This window comes from Haliscomenobacter sp. (genome assembly GCF_033763495.1).
GTDB lineage: Bacteria > Bacteroidota > Bacteroidia > Chitinophagales > Saprospiraceae > Haliscomenobacter.
The window spans coordinates 34,065-55,730 of the sequence record NZ_JANRKL010000038.1 but is presented as its reverse complement, the minus strand read 5'-3'; the positions used below and the strand labels follow the sequence as shown (position 1 = coordinate 55,730).

The following is a 21,666-nucleotide window of genomic DNA, read 5'->3' as shown; positions in this document are numbered from 1 at the left end:
ATGCCCTGGCTTTTGAAGCAGGTGCAAGATTTGTCGTTTGGAAAGGTTTGAACTTCCGTTTGGGCGTAATCGCGCTAGCGGCTGAAGGGCAAAGCCTCAAAATCAATCCCACACCAAGCATTTCCTATTCCATCAAATTTTGATGAGGAAGGCCCAACCTGCTTCCATCATTCTCGCCACAGCGGATTTTGAACCAACGACAGCATCAAATTTGAAGGATCACTTTTAACTGAAAATCAAATGATAGTGATATTGGGAACGGGGCAGGTTGGCCGGGCTTTGCTTGACCAATTGCAAATGGCAAAGCCCGGAAGTAACATTCTTTTGGTCAACCGACAAGGCAAAGTAGACTTTGATTTACCGAGTGGAACCAACATTTTGGGGTTGGATGCTACTGTGCCTGAACACTTGATTGACCTTTTTCGAAAGGCCGAAATTGTGTTCAGTTGTACAGATGTACCCTACCAGTTTTGGGGCAAATTCTACCCCTTGCTCTCTCATGCAATGGTTGAGGGGCTGAAACATTCTGAGGCCAAATTGGTATTTGCGGACAATCTGTATTCTTATGGCAACCTGAAAGGAGCCCTAATCCATGAGGGATTGGAGCACCTTGCACAAACCCAAAAAGGCAAAATAAGAACAGCATTGATCAATGACTTTGCAACGAATGGGGTATCCAATCGGGTTGCCATCGTGAAAGCATCTGATTTTATCGGCCCGCGTATCGAAAAAGGTCTTTTTGGAGTGGATTTTTTAAACAGTATACACCATCACAAAACCGTGTACCTGCCAGGAAAAGTGCAGCTTCCCCACCACTTCACTTTTATCGAAGATTTTGCAAAAGCCATGCTGGCCGTTGCATTTGACGCCGAAGCTTACCACCAAATCTGGCATGTGCCTAATGCTTCTGCCATTTCTCAAAGCGCTTGGATTGACTTGTTTAGCCAATATACTGGATTGAAAATCAAGTATCGTTCCATTCCAGCCATAGCTTTGAGGTTGGCAGGCGTGTTCAATCCATTCGTAGCAGAGCTAAATGAACTTTCGTACCAATTTCAATACCCATATTTAGTGGGTTCTCAAAAATTCGTTGAGCGATTCGGCGATATTTCAACACCACCGGATGTAATCGTTCAAAAAACGGTGGAATGGTTTTACCTCAAAAATTCAGTAAATGCAAACGAATAAAATCACTGGATTGCTTTTCATCCTGGGCGCAATCGGGGTGTTCATTCCATACACCATCTTAACCATGACCTTTGACTATCCTGATATTTTAAGGGAAGATGTTGGTTTGGTTTTAACAAAATTTCACCAGGGTGGCAACATCCTGATTTTGACCTGGTGGCTTTTTGCAATACTTGGTTTACCCATGTTGGTGGCTTACCAGCAATTGGGCAAAAAACTTGAAAAACAGTCCGCTTCAGTGGGCTGGTTAACTACCATCGGCATCGTTGGGCTGGTGGTACAAATGATCGGCTTGTTGCGCTGGACCTTTGTGGTTCCAATCCTTGCCAACAATTATGATCAAGGTGACGAAACGGTTAAGGCAATTTCCAAGGCCATGTTTCAGGTTGTGCATCAGTATGGTGGCGTTGTTTTGGGTGAACACTTAGGGCAGCTGTTTACCATTATTTGGGTCGTTGGAATGACCAGGGTCATGCAAGTGGGCAAATTGGTTCCAGGGTGGATAAACTATCTGGGGTATATTTCCTCCTTCATCTACCTATTGGCACAGGCAGAATTGTTCGCTACAGTAATACCTAACTTCCCAGTATGGGACATGGCTGGTTTTTTGGGCAGTACCTTATGGTTGATCTGGTTGATTGCAATGGGGATTTATTTAATGCGTGCTAAAGACTCTTTCTGATGATGAAGCTGCTCTCCGGCCTTAGAGATGGGTGGTTTAAACTAATGGCCAAGCAACTGCGGCTGCCATCGGGCCTATTGGCAAAATTGACTGGCAACAGCATGAACAAGTCTAACGAAGTACTGTACCATCTCACCCTGGAAAACCTGAATTTAAAAGATGGCGACAATGTTCTGGAAATTGGATTTGGCAACGGAAAGTTCTTTTCGGAACTGAATGCCAAAGCCAATGAGTTGAAGATTACAGGAATTGATCATTCCCCCGAGATGGTAACTGAAGCACTGAGGCTAAACCGTAGTTTGTACGAGTCTGGCCGGCTTAAAGCAATGGCCGGGAGTAGCGATTGTATGCCCTTTGACAATGACTCATTTGATAAAATATTCTGCATCAACGTAATTTATTTCTGGGAAAACCCGGCATTGCACCTGCAAGAAATTCACCGCGTCCTGAAACCCGGCGGTTACTTTTGTATTGGGATCAGACCAAAAGAAAACCTGATGAAGTTCCCTTTTGCAAAGTATGGCTTTACACTTTACTCAGCAGAAGAATGTAAAAATTTAGTAGAAGAAAATGGTTTTCAATTTGTTAAGTCACAAGATGGAAAGGATTTTGAACAAAATACAAATCAATTGAATACTCCGTTTGAGTCTTTGTGTGTGGTTTTTGTTAAATGAAGTGAAGCGTTGAGCAGTGTCTTACCTTAATGCACCAGACCCTAAAAAAAGAGCTTAGAGGAGCAGTTGTCCTCTAAGCCTTTGCACTGAAAATTAACAACAATAGTAGGAAAAAGTGTATGGTCTTATTGGCCTTGTCCAAGTGAAAATGCTGGTTTACCATCAAAAGCGTACAGGTTCTCTGTTTTTACGACATCAATCTCATGTTTCATGGCATTGATGAGTAAGGTGATGGTATCGTGTTTGATGAATTTGCCTTGCTGCCCCTGGTAACGGCAGCGCCAGTGGTCGGTGCAGAAAGTTTCTTCAAACCCTTCAGGCCATACCTTGATGCCTCGATTGGTGATCATCTTCAATTTGACCTCTTCCACTTCGAGTTCTTTCATCAGATTGGCCAGGTGATCGGGGTTGGTGCCAGGCCAGTGGACAAACAAATCAACGCCCATCAGTTCTTTTTTGGCTGACTTTTTGCGCTGGTAGCGCGGCAGTTGGATCGGTTTGCCTTTTGCGTAGCTCACAGCAGACAATTGTTGTGGTTTTTGACCCAGATTGGCAATTACAGCAGCTGCAAATTCTTTGGTGCCGACTTTTTGCTTGCTCACACCTTCTTTGTAAATGTCGTAGGTATGAGTACCGTCTTCAATGGTTTTTAACCAGGCATTTTGCACTTTTTCAGCTACTTCGGTTTGGCCAAGGTGGTTGAGCATCATGATGGCACCTTGCAACAAACCTGAGGGGTTGGCCATATTTTGCCCGGCTCGCCGTGGTGCAGAGCCGTGGATGGCTTCAAACATGGCACAACTTTCGCCGATGTTGGCTGAACCAGCCAGCCCCACCGAACCTGCAATTTGAGCGGCTACATCCGAAAGTACATCCCCATACAAATTCGGCATCACAATGACGTCGAAAGCTTCGGGAGTGTCGGCCATTTTCGCTGCACCAATATCAATGATCCAGTGCTCATTCTCGATATCGGGGTATTCCACCGCAATTTCATCAAACACCTGATGGAAAAGCCCATCCGTTTGTTTCATGATGTTGTCCTTCGTAAAGCAGGTAACTTTTTTGCGACCATACTGACGGGCGTATTCAAAAGCATAACGTACAATTTTCTCGCAGCCTGGTCTGCTAATCAACTTCAGGCATTGCACCACCTCATCGGTTTGTTGGTGCTCAATACCAGCATACAGGTCTTCTTCGTTTTCGCGGATGATGACCACATCCATTTGCGGGTGTTTGGTTTTGACAAAAGGGTGCAAGCTCATGCAAGGGCGTACGTTAGAGTACAAACCCAGAAACTTGCGCGTGGTTACGTTCAAACTTTTGTAGCCACCGCCCTGAGGCGTAGTGATGGGCGCTTTCAGGAATACCTTGTTGCGGCGGATGATGTCCCAGGATTCCTTGGCAATGCCAGCAGTGTTGCCAGCAAGGTAAACCTTTTCACCTACCTCAATTTCTTCGATCTCAATTTGAGCTCCAGCAGCCAGAATAATGTCCAGTGTGGCGTCCATGATTTCGGGACCAATACCATCCCCCTTTGCTACAGTTATCTTTGTCATATCCGTCGTTTTGATTGTTGACGACACAAAGTTCAGGAGATTTATTTATATGTTTTTATTTATATTTGCAATGAAAATCATAAACAAAATTTATGAATTACACTTTAAACCAGTTGCAGGTATTCCAGAAAATTGCCCAAACCCAAAGTGTGACCAAGGCAGCGGAGGAATTACACCTTACCCAGCCTGCGGTGTCTATCCAGTTGCGCAATTTCCAAAATCAGTTCGATATTCCCCTGACTGAAGTGATTGGCCGCAAAATTTACATCACCGATTTCGGAAGGGAAATTGCAAAGGCAGCCGAGCAAATTCTGGAGCAGGTATCGGCCATTCAACACAAAACCCTGGCTTACCGTGGGCAATTGTTTGGCAAACTCAAAGTATCGGTGGTGTCTACCGGAAAATATGTAATGCCTTACTTTCTGGCCGCTTTTATGAAAGCACATCCCGGAGTTGAGCTGGAGATGGATGTGACCAATAAGACCAAAGTCATCAAGAGCTTGGAGGCAAACGAGGTGGATTTTTCACTGGTTTCCATTTTGCCTGAACACTTACTTTTGAATCACATCGATTTGTTGGACAATAAGCTTTATTTGGTTGGCAATCAAAATACAATCCTCTCCGAGCAAGTTGATTTGAAGGTGTTGTTTGAGCAAAGCCCTTTGATTTTTCGGGAAAAAGGCTCCGGCACTCGTCAGTCGATGGAGAAATTCATCGCGGCACAACAACTTAATGTGCCCAAAAAAATGGAATTGACCTCCAATGAGGCAGTCAAACAAGCCGTTCTGGCAGGTTTAGGTTACTCCATTATGCCCTTGATTGGCATACGCAATGAGTTACAAAATGGGGCAATGAAAATTATTCCCGTGGAAGGTTTGCCCATCCATACTGTCTGGCAACTGATTTGGTTGAAAGGCAAAAACCTGTCTCCGGTAGCAAATGCGTATTTGCAACATGTTGAAATGGAAAAGGAACGAATAACTGATTTATACTTCGCCCATTCCAGTTGAGCTACTTCCAAATCCCAATTGCAGGATCATTTTGATCGTCGTAGAAAGCTACCAGGCCCTCGTCGGAAATCTTCCACTGAAATGTGAAGATTTAGTATCTTTATCATCATTTTTAAACAAAACAACCAACATGACTCCCGCTCGTCATTTTAGTACAAACCCGAAGTTCAATGATCGTCTGCGCCAAGGTGGTCTTTATGTAGCAGTTGCTGCCTTATTGGCTACCCATACCCAATGCACCAACAGTGGGGGAGGAGGTGATTGGGAAGCAGTAACCACTTATGAAGTCACTAAAGGGGTACAAACCACCCTGGAAGAAGTAGAGCCCGATAAATTCGAGGTAGTAGACGAGCAATTACTCGAAGGCAAGGCTGCTTCCAGTGTCATCATCAAACGTTTGACCGGCGAAGTGGACACCCTGGGCCTGGCCGAAGCTCAAGCACTGGTTACCAGCCAGGATACGGTTTCAACTCATTCTAGTACCCATAGTACCACCCATTATAGACATGGTTATGGAATTGGCCCGGTGTTGTACTGGAGTTCATTCGGGCACATGATGGGACGGAATTTTAATACCCCTTCTCCATACAATGTTTACCGCAATAATGGTCTTGCCAGTTCAGGTGTAACCGATCAACTGCGCAGCACTGCCCTTTCGCGTACAGAAATGCGGCCAGTACGTGGACGCACTGGATTTTTTGGTGGAAGTGGTCGCTCGCGTTTTGGTTCCTAAACTAAGTTTACATGCAAACCCACCAATTGCCCCAATTGCCCAGCGCTGTGTACGAGGAAATGGGCTGGAGTTACTTTTTATCTCCGGAAGGAAATGCCTACCTGACGGAGGAAATTGTTGAAATCAGTGCCGCAGAAAGGGATGCTTTTTATGCAGCGGGAAATCACCTCTACGAACTATTTGCGGATGCCGCAGATTACGTTTTGGAAAATGACCTCCTGCACACCCTCGGTATCCCTCCCAACTTATACGACCTGATTGAGTACACCTGGGAGGACGAACGACACCTGCACCTTTATGGCCGTTTTGATATAGTGGGTGGTGTGGATGGTTTGCCGATGAAGGTTTTAGAGTTTAATGCCGACACCCCTACCTCTGTTCCCGAAACAGCGATTATCCAATGGGCCCAATTGCGGGCCAATGGCATTGCTGAAGATCGGCAATTTAACTTTCTGTACGAGGCGCTGGTGGACAACTTCAAACGCTTGAAAAAACTCAATCCTGGCCGGGAAGCCGCGATTTTGTTCTCCACCCTGGCTGGTGCACCGGAAGATGATCACAATGTGGAACTCCTACAAACGGCTGCACGGGAAGCGGGTTTTGAAACCACTTTTCGCTACATCAACGAAGTGATCTTTTCGGAAGTCAACGGGATTTTTGTTGAAGAGGCGGACGGAAACACCACGCAATATCCCTTTTGGTTCAAACTCATCCCTTGGGAGTATATCGCTGAGGATGAACCGGAATTGTGTCGCATGCTGACCAACATCGTCACCCGTGGCCTAGCCGTTGTGCTCAACCCAGCCTACACCATGCTATTTCAGTCCAAAGCCATCATGGCCTACCTCTGGCAACTGTATCCGACGGAGCCTTTGCTTTTAAAAACGACCCTGGAAGAACCCGTCGGGCGTGAGAACTACCCCTTTGTGGAAAAAGTCGTTTTGGGGCGAGAGGGTGCCAATGTGGCTATTTTTGACGATGATGGCCTGCCCGAAACGGCCCGTAGCGGGGATTATGAAAATCAGATCAAGGTGTATCAATCCCTGGCGCAATTGGCGCGTGATGAGGCCGGAAACTACTACCAGGCGGGTTTGTTTTTTGCGTACGAATCTTGTGGGGTCGGGTTTCGGCGCAGTGCTCACCGCATCATTGATAATGGAGCGCAGTTCATTGGGCACTGGGTACGCGTCTAAACACTACCTTCTATGGTGTCCCTTAGGTGCCTTCGGTTTCTTAGGTGGTGAAAAAATACAATGCCTGCGAAGCAGGCTTTTCTATTCACCACCTAAGAAACCAAAGGCACTAAAGAATCACCTAAGGAAATTCCAATTCAAGCTGTATCCCTCCCTCCGCTTCATTTTCCTTCTCCAAATTGGATAAAGTCACGCCCAACAAGCGCACCACTGGCGCCTCTTCCAGGTGTTGATCCAGCAAGTCATGCACAATCCGAATCAACTCGTCAAGATTACGAATTTCCGAAGCAAAGGAACGGCTACGGGTAAGGATTTTAAAGTCGGGAGACTTGAGTTTCAGGGTTACCGTACGCCCAAAGTTTTCTGTTTTGCTCATGTAGCGATGCACCCCTTCCGCCAAATCGCTGAGTTTGTTTTTCATGACTTCCGGGTCACTCACATCTTCATTAAAAGTGCGTTCCGCCCCAATGGATTTGCGAATGCGGTGTGGATTCACCTCCCTATGGTCCTCTGCCCGCACGATGCGGTAATAATGCCGCCCGGCTTTTCCAAAAAAACGTACCAAGTCCGCCTCATTGCGCTCTTTGAGGTCGCCTCCTTTGTAGATGCCCATGTTGTGCATCTTGCGGGCGGTGACCTTGCCCACTCCGTGGAATTTCTCTACGGGAAGTTGCTCCAAAAAGGGAATTGCCTCTTCAGGAGTGATGACCTTTATGCCATTGGGCTTGTTGATGTCGGAAGCTATTTTAGCCAAAAACTTGTTGAAAGAAACCCCGGCTGAAGCCGTCAATCCGGTCTCTTTTTCGATGCGTTGGCGGATTTCCTGGGCAATCAAGGTGGCGGAGGACATGTTCTTTTTGTTTTCACTCACGTCCAGGTAGGCCTCATCCAGTGAAAGCGGCTCCACCAGATCGGTATAATCCAAAAAAATCTCCCGGATTTGGTTGGACACCATCCGGTACACCTCAAAGCGGGAGCGAACAAACACAATCTCCGGGCACAATCGACGGGCCATTCCACCCGACATGGCACTGCGCACTCCAAATTTGCGGGCTTCATAGCTGGCCGAAGCCACCACACCCCGTGGGCCGCCACCACCTACCGCCAAGGGCCTGCCGCGCAACTCTGGGTTGTCCCGTTGCTCCACTGAGGCGAAAAAGGCGTCCATATCGATGTGGATGATTTTGCGCATGGCAATTATTGGTAGCGGGGCAAAATGAACATTTATTTTTGTATCGCCCCTTGGCGTTTCATGTGCAAAAATATAAAAACTTATTGGTGACTTTTAAAAAGAAAAATTTCAACTTCTGTTCATTAAGTCTTTTTAGTATGTTGTGGCAAAATTTAATCATCATGAGATTCACACTGGTCGTCCTCCTTCTTGCCCTGAGCCAACTCTGCCTGGCTCAGCCTCAATTCAAAGGCAAATGGAAACCCATCTTCAACGGCAAAAACCTGAAAGGTTGGGATGTAAAGATTCGGGGTTACGCCCTCAATGAAAATTTTGGCAATACCTTCCGGGTGGTAGATGGAAAGATGCAGGTGAATTATGAAGCATACACCGACTTTAAAGAACAGTTCGGGCATATTTTTTACAAAAAACCTTACAGCTACTACATCGTCGCAGCAGAATACCGCTTCATCGGCGAGCAGGCGCCTAAAGGACCAGATTGGGCTTTTCGGAACAGTGGCATCATGGTCCATGGCCAGCCCGCCGCAACCATGGGCAAAGACCAGGATTTTCCCATTTCCATTGAGGTGCAACTCCTGGGACAAGACGTGAACATCAAGGCACCACGCACCACCGCGAACCTTTGTACACCCGGCACCAATGTGGAGATGAATGGAAAACTATTCACCCCGCATTGCACCAACTCCAAATCCAAAACCTATTACGGCGACGAATGGGTACGCGTAGAAGTGATGGTTTTGGGGGATTCCATCATCAAACACATCGTCAATGGGGATACGGTTTTGACTTATCAAAAACCACAAATTGGCGGTGGTACGGTTAGCGGCTTTGATCCTGCGGTCAAAAAAGATGGCCAAATGCTTACTTCTGGCACCATCTCCTTGCAAAGTGAAAGCCACCCCGTGGAATTCAGAAAGGTAGAGGTGATGGATTTGGAGAGGTATTATCGGAAGAAAAAATAATAAATGGTTGAGGGAGGTTGAGAAGGTTGAGGAAGGTTGAGGCTACCGCAGTAACTTAGACAAGGACATTGTCAAAATCGCTGCGGTAGCCTCAACCTTCTCAACCTTCTCAACCTTCTCAACCTTCTCAACCTTCCTCAACTTATTTGCATGCAACCCATTTCCCTTTTCGAGCTCCAATCCTTTCTACGTCAAGTTGTTGCATTGAACTTTCCAGATGCGCTATGGGTGCGTTGTGAAATTGCGCAATTGAGCCAGTCGCGGGGGCATGTGTACCTCGAACTGGTTGAAAAAGCGGAGAATGACAATGAACCTACTGCTCAAGCTTCGGCGGTGATTTGGCAAAGTGCCCAGCGCAGGTTGCAAAGTAAATTAGGTGCCGCCAATTGGAAAGCCCTGCTGCAAGTAGGCACTGAGGTGCTGCTGCGGGTAAAAGTGGAACACCACGAACGCTACGGCCTCAAATTGATGGTGGACGACATTGATCCCAGTTACACCCTGGGGAAACTGGAACAACGCCGCCGCCAATTGTACGAGCAATTGAAACAGCAAGGCCTTTTGGGAAAAAATGGGGAATTGCCTCTGCGTCCGGTTTTGCAGCGCATTGCGGTGATTAGTTCCGAAACAGCAGCAGGGTACCAGGATTTTTTACAACACCTGGGCGAAAACGCTTACGGCTATACCTTTAAGACTAGTTTGTTTCCCGCTGCCATGCAGGGTGCCCTGGTGGAAGCAGAAGTGCTGAAACAACTGCGGGCCATCCAGCGCCGGGTAACCGCTTTTGATGCTGTAGTCCTGATTCGGGGCGGTGGTGCCAAGCTGGATCTGGCGGGTTTTGATAGTTTGGCGCTGTGCGAAGCAATTGCCAAATTCCCTTTGCCCATTTTGACCGGGATTGGCCACGATGTGGACGAAACTTTGGTGGATTTGGTGGCCCATACAGCCCTGAAAACACCTACGGCTGTCGCCGATTATTTGCTGCAACACAACCTGCAATTCGAAAGTCAATTGCTTGAGCTGAGCCAGTTCCTGAGGTATCAAGCCGCCGAAAGTTTCCACGCCGCCGAATTGCAACTCAGTACTTGTATCCAATCTTTACAAACCATCCCTCAACTGCTTTTGGCTCGGCAGCAGGATAAGTTGCAGCGCCTCGCGGCGGAATTGCCTCTCATCGCGCGATACCAACAGCAGGCACAAGTGCAAAAAATTGAACAGCTAGAGCAGATTTGCCAGCTGTTGAGCATTGAAGGGACCTTGCAACGAGGCTTTGCGCTGGTGTCCAAAAATGGCAAGCCGGTTGCTTCCGTGGAAGGTGCGCTGACTGGTGAAAAGCTGGAAATTGAATTTAAGGACGGGGTAGTGCAGAGCAAGGTGGTCTGAATGTCAGGGGCGTACCTCCAGCCAGGGAATGCCCCAGCGCCCTTCAAAAAACAGGACCCTTACCGTATCACTAATGGCTACTCGCTGATACGTAACCTTATCTACTTGAGCTTCATCAAGTGGGTAATCGAAATCCAATGGCTCCAGGCTCAGGTGGTAAGTAGTTGTTTTTCCGGTACTCCTGTCTTTGCCCAGAATCTGGGCATGAAATTCAGCAGCATTGGATTGATCCAATGCACAATTGGTGCACAATATTGCCCCAAAGCCATATGCTGAGGTGATGCCCAAAACGACTAAAGCCATTAAAATACTCTGGCCCTTTCGCCAATCAAACTCTCTGCTTCCAAGCAGCACAACCGCGGTTAAGGGCAGCACCATCAGCGGTAAAAGCCACCAGAGTTTTTCAAAATTATAAACATTCAAATCCAACATTGCCCTGAGGAACAAAGCCATGGATGGAATAAAAAACGCCAAAAAAACAGATGGATGAGGGCTGTTCTTCTTTTCCTCAAGGTGAATGAGTCCATTAAACAATCTTAAAAGCACTATGGCCGCAATTGGACACAATATGGCGGCAATAATGGCCAACAGGTAGGGATGTGGGTAAAAAAAAGTCCAGGCTGCAATGATCCCTGCCACCCAGTTGAGTATTTTGGCGCTTCTCCGGGCAGTTTGGAATTGAGATTGCCTTTCCGAAGTAGAAAACCCAAAACTGTTGTTTTCCATGATTTTTTGATACCTCTCTTCCGCTTCTAGCTCGTCCAGATCATGATATTTACTGTCCAGAAAATCGATCAAATCTTCCAGATTACCAAAATATTTACTGATTTTAATTCGCTTCACGCCTGAGGTTTTGGGCTCGATGCACAAGTATTTGTCATCGATCCTGAAGCCCTTGATCTCATTCAATTGGATGGAACGGCTGAAGAGAATGTTTTTATACTCAATGGATTGTTCAGTCAGGGTGACTTTGCTTACAATGGTGTCTGCAATTCCTGCAATCATATAAGCAATCAAAATAAGTGAAATGGGGACGGCAAACCAAAAAAAATCAGCCGTTTCATTCGTTCTCCAACTTGGAATCAATAACAACAGGATGGGCATGAATAAAAATCCAATCATTATTGGTGCGGCTATATAAATAAAAATCGCCCAACCCTTGGCCGTTTTGTATTCTTTCATTAAGGTTCATTTTTCAGTTAAAATATTTTTCACACAATTTCGACCCACAATTTAAGGGATATTATCTTTGCTCGCTATGGAAACGACTTACGAAAGCGCATTGGAAGAACTTCAACAAATCACGCAGCATTTGCAGGAGGGTAAAATTGGCATCGACGAGTTGGCTGTACAGTTGCAACGGGCGGCCGAACTGATTCGTTTTTGCCGCGAAAAACTGCGCAGCGTGGAAAAAGACATTGAAGGGCTTTTTGAAGAATTGACATAATGTCTAATAAACAAATGGAGAGGGTTTATCTGGCTACGGGTAGCAATATGGGTGACAAATCGGCCCATCTGGCTAAGGCATTGGAGCTCATCGAAGTTTACGTTGGGGACCTGGTCCAAGTCTCCGGGGTGTACCGCACTGCCGCCTGGGGAATCGAAGATCAACCCGAGTTTTTGAACCAGGCCATGGCCGTGGATTCCAATCTGGAGCCGGAAACCTTGTTGTTGGCAGTTCTGGAAATCGAACGCCAAATGGGGCGTGAACGCCGCATCCGTTGGGGGGAGCGATTGATTGATATCGACATTCTGTTTTTCGGAAACCTGGTCTCCCAGTCCCAGCGGCTCACGATACCACATCCCTTTATCCAGGAGCGCAATTTTGTGCTGCAACCGCTGCTCGAAATCGCTCCGGATTTTTGCCACCCCGTTTTCCAAAAAAGCATTCGTGAACTGGCGGCGGACTGCCCCGATCCCCTGAAAGTGGAACGGATTTGAACGACCTGATTATGAACGACAACACCTTTCCATACCAGTTCATCGCCATTGAGGGCAATATCGGCGCTGGCAAAACCACCTTGTCCAATCAACTGGCTGCCGAGTACGGCTGTCGCCTGATCCTGGAGCAGTTTACCGACAATCCTTTTTTGCCCCTTTTTTACGATAATCCCGAACGTTATGCCTTTCCAGTTGAGTTATTTTTTATGACCGAAAGGCACAAACAGCTTCAGGAGGAATTGTCTCAAACACACTTGTTTCAGCAGTCGATCATCGCCGATTATTTTTTTATCAAAACCCTGTTGTTTGCCAAAAACAACCTCAAGGAAGAAGAATACCGCTTGTTTCAACGTTTGTTCAATGTGTTGAACTCTACCTTTCCTCGGCCTGATTTGTTGGTGTACCTGCATCGCCCCGTAGAGCGCCTGATGTACCAAATCCGCCAACGAGGCCGGACTTTTGAGCAGGACATCAGCGACGCTTACCTGGAACAAATCCAAGCTGCCTACCTAGAGTTTTTCCGCACCGAAAGTTCCATTCCTATTCTGATTATCGAACTGGAGGACCTTGATTTTGCCCACGAACCAGAAGCTTATCAGCAAGTCAAAGACCTGATTTTTCAAACTTACTCCTCTGGGGTACACCGCAAAAAGCCATGACCTCATTAAAAATCTACAATACTTTTGGCGTAGAAGCCCAGGCTCCAGAAATGTTGATAATTGAATCAGAAGACCAACTGATAGAGCTGTTGCGGACGCGCGCCAAACGGCCCTATCTCATTCTGGGTGGGGGTAGCAATGTGCTGTTTCGCCAAAGCCCCAGTGGTACCATTTTGCTCAACCGCATCAAAGGCAGGGTAGTGGTGGAGGAAACGGAAACTGAGGTTACCATCGGGGTTGGAGCGGGTGAAAACTGGCACGAACTGGTATTGTGGGCGCTTGAACACAATTGGGGCGGACTGGAAAATCTCTCCCTAATTCCCGGCACCGTCGGAGCCGCACCCATTCAAAACATTGGTGCTTACGGCGTAGAGTTGAAAGATACCTTTGTAGGGTTGGAGGCCATTGAGTTGCGGACTGGGGAAGAACAGGTTTTTTCGGCCGAAGATTGTGCCTTTGGTTACCGGGATAGTTATTTCAAAAGAGCTGGCAAGGGTAAATATTTCATCACCCGGGTGTATCTGACTTTACAGAAACAGCCAGTGGTTAATGTTTCTTACGGGGCGATCAAAGAGGTATTGCAAGCTGCCCATATTGATCATCCGACCATTCAGGATGTAAGTAAAGCGGTGGTGAAAATCCGCAATTCCAAGTTGCCTGATCCAGCGTTCATTGGCAATGCGGGGAGTTTTTTCAAAAACCCGGAACTGGAGGCTGAGGAGTTCTACCGCTTACAAGCTGAATATCCCCAAATTCCCCATTTCACTGCTCCAGAAGGCCGGGTGAAAGTGCCCGCTGGCTGGCTCATTGAGCAGTGTGGCTGGAAAGGCCAACGCCGGGGCAACGCGGGCTGTTATGAAAAACAAGCGCTGGTGCTGGTCAATTTGGGAGGAGCCACAGGTGCTGAAATTTGGGCGCTGGCGCAGGAAATTATGGAAACGGTTAAAAGGAAATTTGGGGTGACGTTGGAGGTGGAAGTCAATGTTATTTAACCCCACTTTCTATCGATTTTTCGATATAGCTTTTGCAGCGTTTGAGGATAGAGAAAATTTTGAAAAGGTCAATGAGTTCAGCTGCATCGTAAGAATGGGACACAGCGTATTGTTTTTTCTCTAAAACCACAAATTGCCAAAACTTCCCAATGATATAGGCTCCAAACAAGGGTCTATCCAATTTATTTAAACGTTGAGTGGCCAGCATAGCAATCAGTAACTGCCCGAGAGGATCACTAGGAGTAGTTTTAGTGAGTGGTTTGTATTCATTAAGGAAAAAGAAAGGCTGTCTGGGAATCTGTTCTCCCATCGCTACAAAAAATTCAACCCTGCCTCTAAGTGTAACTTCATTTTGTTCAAGATCGGGTAATTTTACTTCAATGGTGCGTTGAGAAAAAGAGGAGTATACTTTGGGTTTTGAAAAATTCACCAAGTTGATTATATGAGCAAGGAAAAAGAATTTTAATTCATCCTCATTCCAGGCATCTACCTTACGGGCCAATTGATCGTGTTGACGGCGAAGGGTTTTTTCCTCAAAATCATCCATGGGTTCTTCCGCCTGTAGCCATACAGTCAATGTAGGCAATTCATCAACTCGTTCGATGCCAAAGGTCAATTCTATTTCTTCATACTTCCAACGTTCAAATGGCTTCATACTTTTACTACTTTGCTACAAAAATACTGCACCTTTACCTGAAAAGCCAGCCTCAAGCAGGAAGTTTTCTCATTCCGGGTGAATGGTCTCGAAATTCCCTGTCTTCCGGTTTTTCCGCACATTGTCCCAGTGGAAATAACGGCCATTCATCACCACGTACACCCCTGGCGGTAACATCTGCACAAAAGCCAAGGCGCTCCCCATGTTGAAGAATCCATCCGAAGAAGTACCAAATGCATAGGGAATCATGGCACCAGTAAGCACAATGGTTTTGTTCTCAAGCGGGGTATTGGCCAGGTAAGTTGCGGTTTCGACAATGGTATCGGTGCCGTGGGTGATCAAAATTTGTGTGTGCTCATTGCGCTGGCAATTGTGGGCGATGATGGAGCGATCAGTATCGGTCATTTGCAGGCTGTCGATCATCATCAGGGTTTTGACGTCAACATCGAGGGTGCAGCGCCCGGTGACCAGCATTTTGGGCAGGTGAGTATCCTGGAAATACAATTCGCCCTTGATGTAATTGTATTCTTTATCGAAGGTACCGCCGGTGACGAAAATTTGGATCATGGTTGGATTTCGGATTTCGTGATTTCGGATTTCAGTTGCTGTTTAGCCTGAGTTACCATTTCCTGCACAAAGTTGGTGTTTCAGGCTTGGAATACCCAACATAGTACCCAAAAAATATTGCTGCAACCGAAATCCGAAATCACGAAATCCGAAATTCGGTTATTCTACCTTAAACTTGGCATCATCCAGGCCCTTATTCCATTCGATGGATTTGACCTTGAACTCCAGGGGGAAAGGCAATACCCCGGCAATGACAACTTTGCGCGGGGCAAAAATCCCATTTTGCTCTTGATAATCAGCAAATTCAGTGGTTTGAGTACCTGCTTCGCTGACTTCAACGTTTTTGACCATATAACCCGTTTTGACATCAAAAAAAGTGGTCTCTTTGTTGCCTTGCGGGTCTTCGATGACCACTTTATGGGCTTCACTGCCATTCACGGCTTCGGTGCCTTTGTAGCTGAGTTTGTACCCCAATTTTGCGTAGTGCAATTCTGGGAAAATCAAGGCTTCACCCTCGGCTTTTTTTAGCTCCTTTTCACCCATCACTGTTGATTGGCCTTGCTGTGTTACTTTGCCTTTTTTTCCATCGAATACCTGAGATTGCACCTCATTGCCCATGACAGTCACACTGACTTTGACTTTTCCCGGGTCTTTTTTCATAGATACCATTTCCAGGGTCATGCCTTGTGCACTTGCTTCCATGCTCAGGCTTTCATCCTTGACGGCCATCAATTTTTCTTTGCCACCAATGGCTTGGATGTATTTTTCGATGACTTGCTCGGCGCTAATCCCGCCAAGGGCGGGAGCAGCAGGAGCTTTAACCGGATTGCCGTCGGTATCGAAATAATTGACTGTACCAAAGGCTTTCAACTTATCCGCCACATCATCCTGGCTGCCCACTACTACGATATGGGCATTTGCAGGGAGCAGGTATTTTTGAGAAGCTGCTTGAACCTGTTCAGGAGTGATTTTGCTGAGGCGTTCCAGGTAAGTATTGTAATAATCTTTGGGTAAGCCATAACGAGCAATGTTTAAGGCATAATTTGCAATGGTTTGGGGGCTCTCTAATCCCCGGGCATAATTACCAGCCATATAAGCTTTGACTCTGTTCAATTCTTCAGGTAGAACCTTAGTGTCTCGCATTCGTTTGAATTCTTTCATGAATTCTACAATTGCACTATCTGTAACTGAATTACGGAAACTACCAGAGGCAGAAAAATTACCCACATTCAAATCGGGGATAATGCTGGAACCTGCTCCATAAGTGTACCCTTTGTCTTCTCGCAAATTCAGATGTAAGCGACTGAGCACATCTACCCCCAACAAATTGTTCATCACCATGGTAGCCAAATAATCAGCCTGGGTGGGCTTCAGTTGTACAGGGTATGTAATCGAAACAACTGATTGTACTGAGCCATCCCGGTTGACAAAACTAACCTGAGTTTGATTTGGCGCTGTTGGTACTGGGTAAGTCGTTTTGGGAACCACGCCTTTTTGCCATTTGCCAAAATACTGTGTAGCCTTGGCTAAAGCTTGAGTAGGGGTGATGTCACCAACAATGATGAGATAGGAAATATTTGGCTTAAAATAAGTTTGATAATATTTTCGACACTGTTCCACTCCGATCTTATTGACCGTCTCTTCGGTAATCAACTCACCATAGGGATGATTTTTACCATAATTCATCACATCGACAATATTGCTAGAAATGGATTCAGGTTCCTCTTTTTCTTGGGCCAAATTTGATAAAGTTTGTCTCTTTAGTTTGTCAAATTCATCTGCCGGAAAGCTGGGGTTCAAAAGTATGTCACTCATGATTGCCAACACTTTATCCTGGTGTTTGGTGAGGCCAGAGCCAAAAACCCCATTGCCATTTGAATTGATGTTTGCACCAATGAAATCAATTGCTTCGTCCAACTGCGCTTTGGTTTTTGTTTTAGTGCCATTGGCTAGAAGTTCGCCCGCCATGTCACCTACGCCAGCATATTCTCCTTCCAAATTAATAGGTTTGTCCACGAAAACGCGAAAAGTAACTTTTGGCAGTTTATGGTTTTCTACAACGATCACTTTCAATCCATTGGGCAATACATTTTGTACGTAATTGCCCAATTGAATTTTGGGTGCGGGTAGAGGGCTGGGCGCTGTTTTGCGGAAATCCTCTTGAGCTACTATTTTGATACTTAGTAGCATACCCAACACTGCTGAAAGAAAAAAGACCAAATATTTTTTCATGATTTAACATGTTATTTTTGTTATCCAATTATTGTTTTTGCTCAGGTAACCAGTACAATACAACCCGGTTGTTGTTGTTTAAGTACTTTTGGGCTACTCGTTGCAGGTCTTGCCGGGTTACTTTGAGGTAACGATTGATGTCCGTATTGATGAGATTAGCATCACCATACATGATTTCAAAAGTGCAAAGATTTTCAGCTATACCTTCCAGGGTACTGTTTTGGTCAACCAAGTCAACTTCTAATTGATTGCGAAGTTTTTGGAATTCAAGTTCAGGGACTAGTTCATTTTTAACTTTTTCTATTTCCGCATTCAAAGCAGCCTCCACCTTGCTGGTTTCAATTCCAAGGTTGGCAATCCCATAAATGATTGTTGCCCCAGGATGCTCCAAGGAAAAGGAAAAAGAACCTGCACTCACCGCCAGTTCTTGTTCATCAACTACGGACTTGTAAATACGTGAGCTTTGACCTCCAGAAAGCAGCCGATTGAGCATATCCAAAGCATAATAATCGGGATCGTTTTGAGCTGGGATGCGATAAGCCATCAGAATACCTGGCAATTGCACCCGATCATAAACGGTATCACGAATCTCATTTCCTAATGGTGGTTCTACAACAGTTGGGCGATAAACAGGCTTGATACTTTGAGGAATCGTACCAAAATATTTTTGAATCATCGGTTTTATTGCTGCTGGGCTGAAATCTCCAGCAATTGTCAATACTGAGTTGTTCGGAACATAAAAGTCTTTGTAGAAATTTACGTAATCTGCTTCTGTAGCCCGGTCTAGATGTTCCATTGAGCCAATGGTCGTCCAGCGATATGGATGCACTTTGAATAAACGGGTAGCCATTTCCTCCTGAAAGCGGCCATAGGGCTGATTGTCAATGCGCTGTCGTCTTTCCTCTTTGACTACCTGTCGTTGGGTCTCGACACCTTTGGTTTCTACTTTTGCATGAAGCATCCGTTCAGACTCCAACCATAAGGCCAAAGGTACTTGATTCGAAGGCAAAATTTCGTAATAATAGGTGCGGTCCTGGGAGGTGTTGGCGTTATTGTATGCACCAGCTCCCGACATGTACTTGTCAAACTCACCCCGACCAACATTTTCAGAACCTTCAAACAACAAGTGCTCAAAAAAATGAGCAAAACCCGTGCGTTCTGGGTTTTCGTTCTTGGAACCAACGTGGTACATCACCGACACCACCACAATTGGGGTAGAATGATCTTCGTGTAAAATTACCTTGAGGCCGTTGCTCAAGGTATAGCGTTCAAATTTTACAGGGTTCAACTGAGCATTGGCCCAAAAAGGCAAACTCAGCAGACACAACAGCAGGGAATACGAAATGCGCATAGGGCTGATTGGTTTAATGGAGAAATGAAATAAGGTATCTGGTTTATCTATAAAGACAAATCCAGATTTAAAAGTTGGCATTAGAACGCTGTTCTTTTAAATTCTTGGATGAAAAATTGGAAAAATATCGACCAATGAAAAAAGTTGGGAAGTTGATCAATCGGTCGCTGAGCGTAGTCGAAGCGTCGATTGTTCAATTTCTCAACTTTTTTCCGTACCCTTGCCTATCCAATACCCATACACCCATGCCAGACGTAAAAATTGAAGCCTCCTGGAAAGCCGCCTTGGCGGAAGAATTTGAAAAGCCTTATTTTCAGATTTTGATTGATTTTTTGAAAAAAGAAAAAGCCGCCGGGAAAGTCATTTTTCCACCGGGACCGCTCATCTTTAATGCATTTGAATGCACGCCTATTGATGGGGTAAAAGTGGTGATTTTAGGCCAGGATCCTTACCACAACCCTGGTGAAGCCATGGGCTTGTCCTTTTCGGTACCCAAGGGGGTCAAAGTGCCTCCCTCCCTCAAAAATATCTATCAAGAGCTTTTCACCGATTTACAAATCCCCAAAGCGGAGCACGGCGACTTGAGCAATTGGGCCCGGCAAGGGGTGTTTTTACTCAATACCATGCTAACCGTGGAGCAAAAGCAGGCGGGATCGCATCAAAAAGCTGGCTGGCATTTTTTTACAGATGCCGTCATCCAAACCCTTTCCGAGAAGCGGGAACATTTGGTATTCATGCTGTGGGGTAATCCTGCCCGGAAAAAGGCCGAATTAATCGATGGGAATAAACACCTGATTCTGGAGGCGGCTCACCCTTCACCGCTCGCAGGTGGTGCATTTTTTAACTGCAAACATTTTTCCAAGGCCAATGCTTACCTGAAAGAGCATGGAATGGGTGAGATAGATTGGAAGGTGTAAAGAATGGAGTTTTGAAACTCATTTAAAGATTTCCGCTACCACCTCATCCCGCTTTCCTCTGCTGATCGGGATTTTTACCGCCCCAATCTCCAACATGTTCCCATCCAGGGCACTAACCTTGGTTTTGGCGACAATGTAGGATTTGTGTACCCGACTAAAAAGTTGACTGGGTAGTTGTTCCTCCAGGTTGCGCAAACTTTCGAGGGTGATGTACTTGCGGTTGCCAGTGCAGACAAAGCGGACGTATTCTTTAAGTCCTTCGACGTAGAGGATGTCATCTACAAACACTTTAACCAGTTTACCATCCACTTTCAGGGATAAAAAATCAGGAGTAGTAGTGCTTATTGCAGAATTCCCTGCCAGTCTGGCGTTGAGAAGTTGTTTGGCTTTTTGTACCGCCTGTAAAAAACGCTCAAAGGGAAAAGGTTTGAGCAAGTAGTCTACTACATTGAGCTCATATGCTTCGATGGCGTATTCTGTATAAGCAGTGGTGAAAACGACTAAAGGTGGATTTTGTAAGGTTTTAAGCAAATTGTTCCCACTCAGGACTGGCATTTGAATGTCGAGAAACAACAAATCAACCTGGCTTTGCTGCAAACATTCCAGGGCTTTCATGGGCAATTTTTCTTTGCCAATTATTTCCAAATCGGGCACCTGCTGGGCATAAGTTTCCAGCAAATTAAGTGCAAGGTATTCGTCGTCAACGAGAAAGGTGCGGATCATAATTTCAAGTTTAAATTTACTGAAAAGTGATCTTCCAGGTCTTGTACTTCAAACTGATGCACACCCGGGTACAATAGTTCCAGGCGTTGGCGCAGATTATCCAGACCAACCCCTCCAATTTTGTCCTTTTGTATATTCTGTACATCATCTTTGCTGTTCCGGGTTTTAAATTGCAACCATCCTTTTTCGACACTCAATTCAATCTGAATATAAGCATTTTCATTCAGGTCAAAATCAGCATGTTTACAACAGTTTTCAACCAGTGGAATCAGTAGCATGGGCTCGAGGCGAGCTCCTTCAATGTTGCCATTCACCACAAATGTAATGTCGAGTTCTTCCTCACTGCGCATGCGAAACAGCTGCAAATATTGCTCTATGTGGGATATTTCAGTTTCCAGTGGGATTTGTTCGGCTTTGGAATCGTATACGACATACCGTAAGAGCTTGGAAAGCTGCATGACCATATCCGCTGTTTGTGGCGAACGAACTACTGCCAGAGAATAAATATTATTCAAGGTGTTGAACAAAAAATGCGGGTTGATTTGGGCGCGTAAAAACTGCAATTGAGCCTCATTTTGTTTGCTGATGATGGCCAGGTTTTGTTGCTCGTGCCGAAAACGGATCTCCAGGATTTGGTAAAAGGTACTGACCAAAAGCGTCAGGATATTGGTTAAAATAGCGCCAGCCCACCACTTGTTTCCTCCTGATAAAATGACTGTACTAGGCAGGATGGGAGGAAATAAATCATTCAAGTTGATGCGGATTGCCGCAATGCCAAGCATGAGCAGCGTAGCCCACAGGAGAAACTGTACATAATGGTTTTTTTCAAAATAGCGCTCAACCAACCAAAGGTTGGCATAAAACAGCAACGCCATGGGCAACAAATTACCCAGGCCCCTTAAAAAACTTATCCCCAGATTGCCGTACAAAGGCATGAACAACCAGGCATATACTACAATCAACACCAGCCAGACGCCAATGTGAAAAGCTGCTTTTAGGCGGTAATTGTTCAAAAAATGCTTACTCAGTGTCATAGCTTGAATGTGTTACCTCAAA

General features: G+C 45.7%; 22 protein-coding genes. 13 read left to right on the top strand and 9 right to left on the bottom strand.

All coding sequences use genetic code 11. The features are described 5' to 3' along the window. The first annotated feature begins 240 nt into the window (after positions 1-240). Genes SFV55_RS04915 through SFV55_RS04905 form a run of 3 tightly spaced genes read left to right on the top strand, consistent with a single transcriptional unit; the run spans position 241 to position 2,544 of the window. Positions 241-1,188, top strand: a complete 948-nt coding sequence (locus tag SFV55_RS04915) for a hypothetical protein (protein WP_320028353.1) — start codon at positions 241-243, stop codon at positions 1,186-1,188. Next, on the top strand, positions 1,175-1,870 hold the full coding sequence (locus SFV55_RS04910; RefSeq protein ID WP_320028352.1) for a DUF4386 domain-containing protein: 696 nt from the start codon (positions 1,175-1,177) through the stop codon (positions 1,868-1,870). The genes SFV55_RS04915 and SFV55_RS04910 overlap by 14 nt, the downstream gene beginning before the upstream one ends. Further along, entirely contained in the window at positions 1,870-2,544 is a 675-nt protein-coding gene (locus SFV55_RS04905) for a class I SAM-dependent methyltransferase (RefSeq protein ID WP_320028351.1), read from the top strand. Before SFV55_RS04910 ends, SFV55_RS04905 begins: the two co-directional genes overlap by 1 nt. Positions 2,545-2,669: 125 nt before the next feature. On the opposite strand, the gene SFV55_RS04900 is transcribed toward SFV55_RS04905, so the two are convergent. Next, positions 2,670-4,103, bottom strand: a complete 1,434-nt coding sequence (locus tag SFV55_RS04900) for an NADP-dependent isocitrate dehydrogenase (protein ID WP_320028350.1) — start codon at positions 4,101-4,103, stop codon at positions 2,670-2,672. A 92-nt stretch (positions 4,104-4,195) separates the two neighbouring features. On the opposite strand from SFV55_RS04900, the gene SFV55_RS04895 reads away from it, so the two are divergent. The 3 genes from SFV55_RS04895 to SFV55_RS04885 all read left to right on the top strand — a co-directional run bounded on the left by SFV55_RS04895 (position 4,196) and on the right by SFV55_RS04885 (position 7,039). Beyond that, a complete protein-coding gene (locus tag SFV55_RS04895; RefSeq protein WP_320028349.1) occupies positions 4,196-5,113 on the top strand; it encodes a LysR family transcriptional regulator in 918 nt (305 codons plus the stop codon). 130 nt (positions 5,114-5,243) lie between these two features. Then, positions 5,244-5,846 (top strand): hypothetical protein, encoded by a 603-nt coding sequence (locus tag SFV55_RS04890; RefSeq protein WP_320028348.1) that lies wholly within the window; start codon positions 5,244-5,246, stop codon positions 5,844-5,846. An 11-nt stretch (positions 5,847-5,857) separates the two neighbouring features. Further along, entirely contained in the window at positions 5,858-7,039 is a 1,182-nt protein-coding gene (locus SFV55_RS04885) for a glutathionylspermidine synthase family protein (RefSeq protein ID WP_320028347.1), read from the top strand. 121 nt (positions 7,040-7,160) lie between these two features. On the opposite strand, the gene dinB is transcribed toward SFV55_RS04885, so the two are convergent. Further along, entirely contained in the window at positions 7,161-8,231 is a 1,071-nt protein-coding gene (gene dinB, locus SFV55_RS04880) for a DNA polymerase IV (protein WP_320028346.1), read from the bottom strand. A gap of 161 nt (positions 8,232-8,392) precedes the next feature. On the opposite strand from dinB, the gene SFV55_RS04875 reads away from it, so the two are divergent. Both SFV55_RS04875 and xseA read left to right on the top strand, forming a co-directional pair. Beyond that, positions 8,393-9,193: a DUF1080 domain-containing protein gene (locus SFV55_RS04875; protein ID WP_320028345.1), complete on the top strand. Its 801-nt coding sequence runs from the start codon at positions 8,393-8,395 to the stop codon at positions 9,191-9,193. 150 nt (positions 9,194-9,343) lie between these two features. Continuing rightward, positions 9,344-10,573 (top strand): exodeoxyribonuclease VII large subunit, encoded by a 1,230-nt coding sequence (gene xseA, locus SFV55_RS04870; protein ID WP_320028344.1) that lies wholly within the window; start codon positions 9,344-9,346, stop codon positions 10,571-10,573. 3 nt (positions 10,574-10,576) lie between these two features. On the opposite strand, the gene SFV55_RS04865 is transcribed toward xseA, so the two are convergent. Further along, positions 10,577-11,755: a hypothetical protein gene (locus SFV55_RS04865; RefSeq protein ID WP_320028343.1), complete on the bottom strand. Its 1,179-nt coding sequence runs from the start codon at positions 11,753-11,755 to the stop codon at positions 10,577-10,579. Between the two features lie 76 nt (positions 11,756-11,831). Between SFV55_RS04865 and xseB the strand changes: the two genes are divergently transcribed. The 4 genes from xseB to murB are packed head-to-tail and all read left to right on the top strand — an operon-like array spanning position 11,832 to position 14,165. Next, positions 11,832-12,020, top strand: coding sequence for an exodeoxyribonuclease VII small subunit (xseB, locus tag SFV55_RS04860; RefSeq protein ID WP_320028342.1), 189 nt, complete (start codon positions 11,832-11,834; stop codon positions 12,018-12,020). Next, entirely contained in the window at positions 12,020-12,514 is a 495-nt protein-coding gene (gene folK, locus SFV55_RS04855; protein ID WP_320028341.1) for a 2-amino-4-hydroxy-6-hydroxymethyldihydropteridine diphosphokinase, read from the top strand. Before xseB ends, folK begins: the two co-directional genes overlap by 1 nt. Continuing rightward, positions 12,511-13,173 carry a deoxynucleoside kinase gene (locus SFV55_RS04850; protein ID WP_320028340.1) on the top strand — a complete coding sequence of 221 codons (663 nt, stop codon included), beginning with the start codon at positions 12,511-12,513 and terminating at the stop codon, positions 13,171-13,173. Before folK ends, SFV55_RS04850 begins: the two co-directional genes overlap by 4 nt. Beyond that, positions 13,170-14,165 (top strand): UDP-N-acetylmuramate dehydrogenase, encoded by a 996-nt coding sequence (murB, locus tag SFV55_RS04845; protein ID WP_320028339.1) that lies wholly within the window; start codon positions 13,170-13,172, stop codon positions 14,163-14,165. The genes SFV55_RS04850 and murB overlap by 4 nt, the downstream gene beginning before the upstream one ends. Here murB and SFV55_RS04840 read toward each other — a convergent pair. From SFV55_RS04840 to SFV55_RS04825, 4 genes are all read right to left on the bottom strand, one after another. Then, complete coding sequence (locus SFV55_RS04840; RefSeq protein ID WP_320028338.1) at positions 14,158-14,820, bottom strand: hypothetical protein; 663 nt, start codon at positions 14,818-14,820, stop codon at positions 14,158-14,160. The two genes, murB and SFV55_RS04840, sit on opposite strands and share 8 nt — an antisense overlap. A 69-nt stretch (positions 14,821-14,889) precedes the next feature. After that, positions 14,890-15,387, bottom strand: coding sequence for an asparaginase domain-containing protein (locus SFV55_RS04835; RefSeq protein ID WP_320028337.1), 498 nt, complete (start codon positions 15,385-15,387; stop codon positions 14,890-14,892). Between the two features lie 159 nt (positions 15,388-15,546). Next, positions 15,547-17,619, bottom strand: a complete 2,073-nt coding sequence (locus SFV55_RS04830; RefSeq protein ID WP_320028336.1) for a pitrilysin family protein — start codon at positions 17,617-17,619, stop codon at positions 15,547-15,549. 28 nt (positions 17,620-17,647) lie between these two features. Further along, a complete protein-coding gene (locus tag SFV55_RS04825) occupies positions 17,648-18,970 on the bottom strand; it encodes a pitrilysin family protein (RefSeq protein WP_320028335.1) in 1,323 nt (440 codons plus the stop codon). A gap of 245 nt (positions 18,971-19,215) precedes the next feature. Here SFV55_RS04825 and ung point away from each other — a divergent pair, with 245 nt between their 5' ends. Continuing rightward, positions 19,216-19,887 (top strand): uracil-DNA glycosylase, encoded by a 672-nt coding sequence (gene ung, locus SFV55_RS04820; protein ID WP_413776690.1) that lies wholly within the window; start codon positions 19,216-19,218, stop codon positions 19,885-19,887. A gap of 18 nt (positions 19,888-19,905) precedes the next feature. Here the strand turns inward: ung and SFV55_RS04815 are convergent, their stop codons facing one another. Beyond that, positions 19,906-20,610 carry a LytTR family DNA-binding domain-containing protein gene (locus SFV55_RS04815; protein ID WP_320028333.1) on the bottom strand — a complete coding sequence of 235 codons (705 nt, stop codon included), beginning with the start codon at positions 20,608-20,610 and terminating at the stop codon, positions 19,906-19,908. Then, complete coding sequence (locus SFV55_RS04810) at positions 20,607-21,644, bottom strand: histidine kinase (protein WP_320028332.1); 1,038 nt, start codon at positions 21,642-21,644, stop codon at positions 20,607-20,609. The genes SFV55_RS04815 and SFV55_RS04810 overlap by 4 nt, the downstream gene beginning before the upstream one ends. Between the last annotated feature and the right edge of the window lie 22 nt (positions 21,645-21,666).

What these genes read in the sequence shown, in the direction of transcription:
- xseB (WP_320028342.1), top strand. Translation starts at nt 11,832, where the DNA reads ATGGAAACGACTTACGAAAGCGCATTGGAAGAACTTCAACAAATCACG.
- murB (WP_320028339.1), top strand. Translation starts at nt 13,170, where the DNA reads ATGACCTCATTAAAAATCTACAATACTTTTGGCGTAGAAGCCCAGGCT.
- SFV55_RS04810 (WP_320028332.1), bottom strand. Translation starts at nt 21,644, where the DNA reads ATGACACTGAGTAAGCATTTTTTGAACAATTACCGCCTAAAAGCAGCT.
- SFV55_RS04875 (WP_320028345.1), top strand. Translation starts at nt 8,393, where the DNA reads ATGAGATTCACACTGGTCGTCCTCCTTCTTGCCCTGAGCCAACTCTGC.
- SFV55_RS04885 (WP_320028347.1), top strand. Translation starts at nt 5,858, where the DNA reads ATGCAAACCCACCAATTGCCCCAATTGCCCAGCGCTGTGTACGAGGAA.
- SFV55_RS04825 (WP_320028335.1), bottom strand. Translation starts at nt 18,970, where the DNA reads ATGCGCATTTCGTATTCCCTGCTGTTGTGTCTGCTGAGTTTGCCTTTT.
- SFV55_RS04915 (WP_320028353.1), top strand. Translation starts at nt 241, where the DNA reads ATGATAGTGATATTGGGAACGGGGCAGGTTGGCCGGGCTTTGCTTGAC.
- SFV55_RS04910 (WP_320028352.1), top strand. Translation starts at nt 1,175, where the DNA reads ATGCAAACGAATAAAATCACTGGATTGCTTTTCATCCTGGGCGCAATC.
- SFV55_RS04865 (WP_320028343.1), bottom strand. Translation starts at nt 11,755, where the DNA reads ATGAAAGAATACAAAACGGCCAAGGGTTGGGCGATTTTTATTTATATA.
- SFV55_RS04830 (WP_320028336.1), bottom strand. Translation starts at nt 17,619, where the DNA reads ATGAAAAAATATTTGGTCTTTTTTCTTTCAGCAGTGTTGGGTATGCTA.
- SFV55_RS04890 (WP_320028348.1), top strand. Translation starts at nt 5,244, where the DNA reads ATGACTCCCGCTCGTCATTTTAGTACAAACCCGAAGTTCAATGATCGT.
- SFV55_RS04895 (WP_320028349.1), top strand. Translation starts at nt 4,196, where the DNA reads ATGAATTACACTTTAAACCAGTTGCAGGTATTCCAGAAAATTGCCCAA.
- dinB (WP_320028346.1), bottom strand. Translation starts at nt 8,231, where the DNA reads ATGCGCAAAATCATCCACATCGATATGGACGCCTTTTTCGCCTCAGTG.
- SFV55_RS04905 (WP_320028351.1), top strand. Translation starts at nt 1,870, where the DNA reads ATGATGAAGCTGCTCTCCGGCCTTAGAGATGGGTGGTTTAAACTAATG.
- SFV55_RS04900 (WP_320028350.1), bottom strand. Translation starts at nt 4,103, where the DNA reads ATGACAAAGATAACTGTAGCAAAGGGGGATGGTATTGGTCCCGAAATC.
- SFV55_RS04840 (WP_320028338.1), bottom strand. Translation starts at nt 14,820, where the DNA reads ATGAAGCCATTTGAACGTTGGAAGTATGAAGAAATAGAATTGACCTTT.
- folK (WP_320028341.1), top strand. Translation starts at nt 12,020, where the DNA reads ATGTCTAATAAACAAATGGAGAGGGTTTATCTGGCTACGGGTAGCAAT.
- xseA (WP_320028344.1), top strand. Translation starts at nt 9,344, where the DNA reads ATGCAACCCATTTCCCTTTTCGAGCTCCAATCCTTTCTACGTCAAGTT.
- ung (WP_413776690.1), top strand. Translation starts at nt 19,216, where the DNA reads ATGCCAGACGTAAAAATTGAAGCCTCCTGGAAAGCCGCCTTGGCGGAA.
- SFV55_RS04815 (WP_320028333.1), bottom strand. Translation starts at nt 20,610, where the DNA reads ATGATCCGCACCTTTCTCGTTGACGACGAATACCTTGCACTTAATTTG.
- SFV55_RS04835 (WP_320028337.1), bottom strand. Translation starts at nt 15,387, where the DNA reads ATGATCCAAATTTTCGTCACCGGCGGTACCTTCGATAAAGAATACAAT.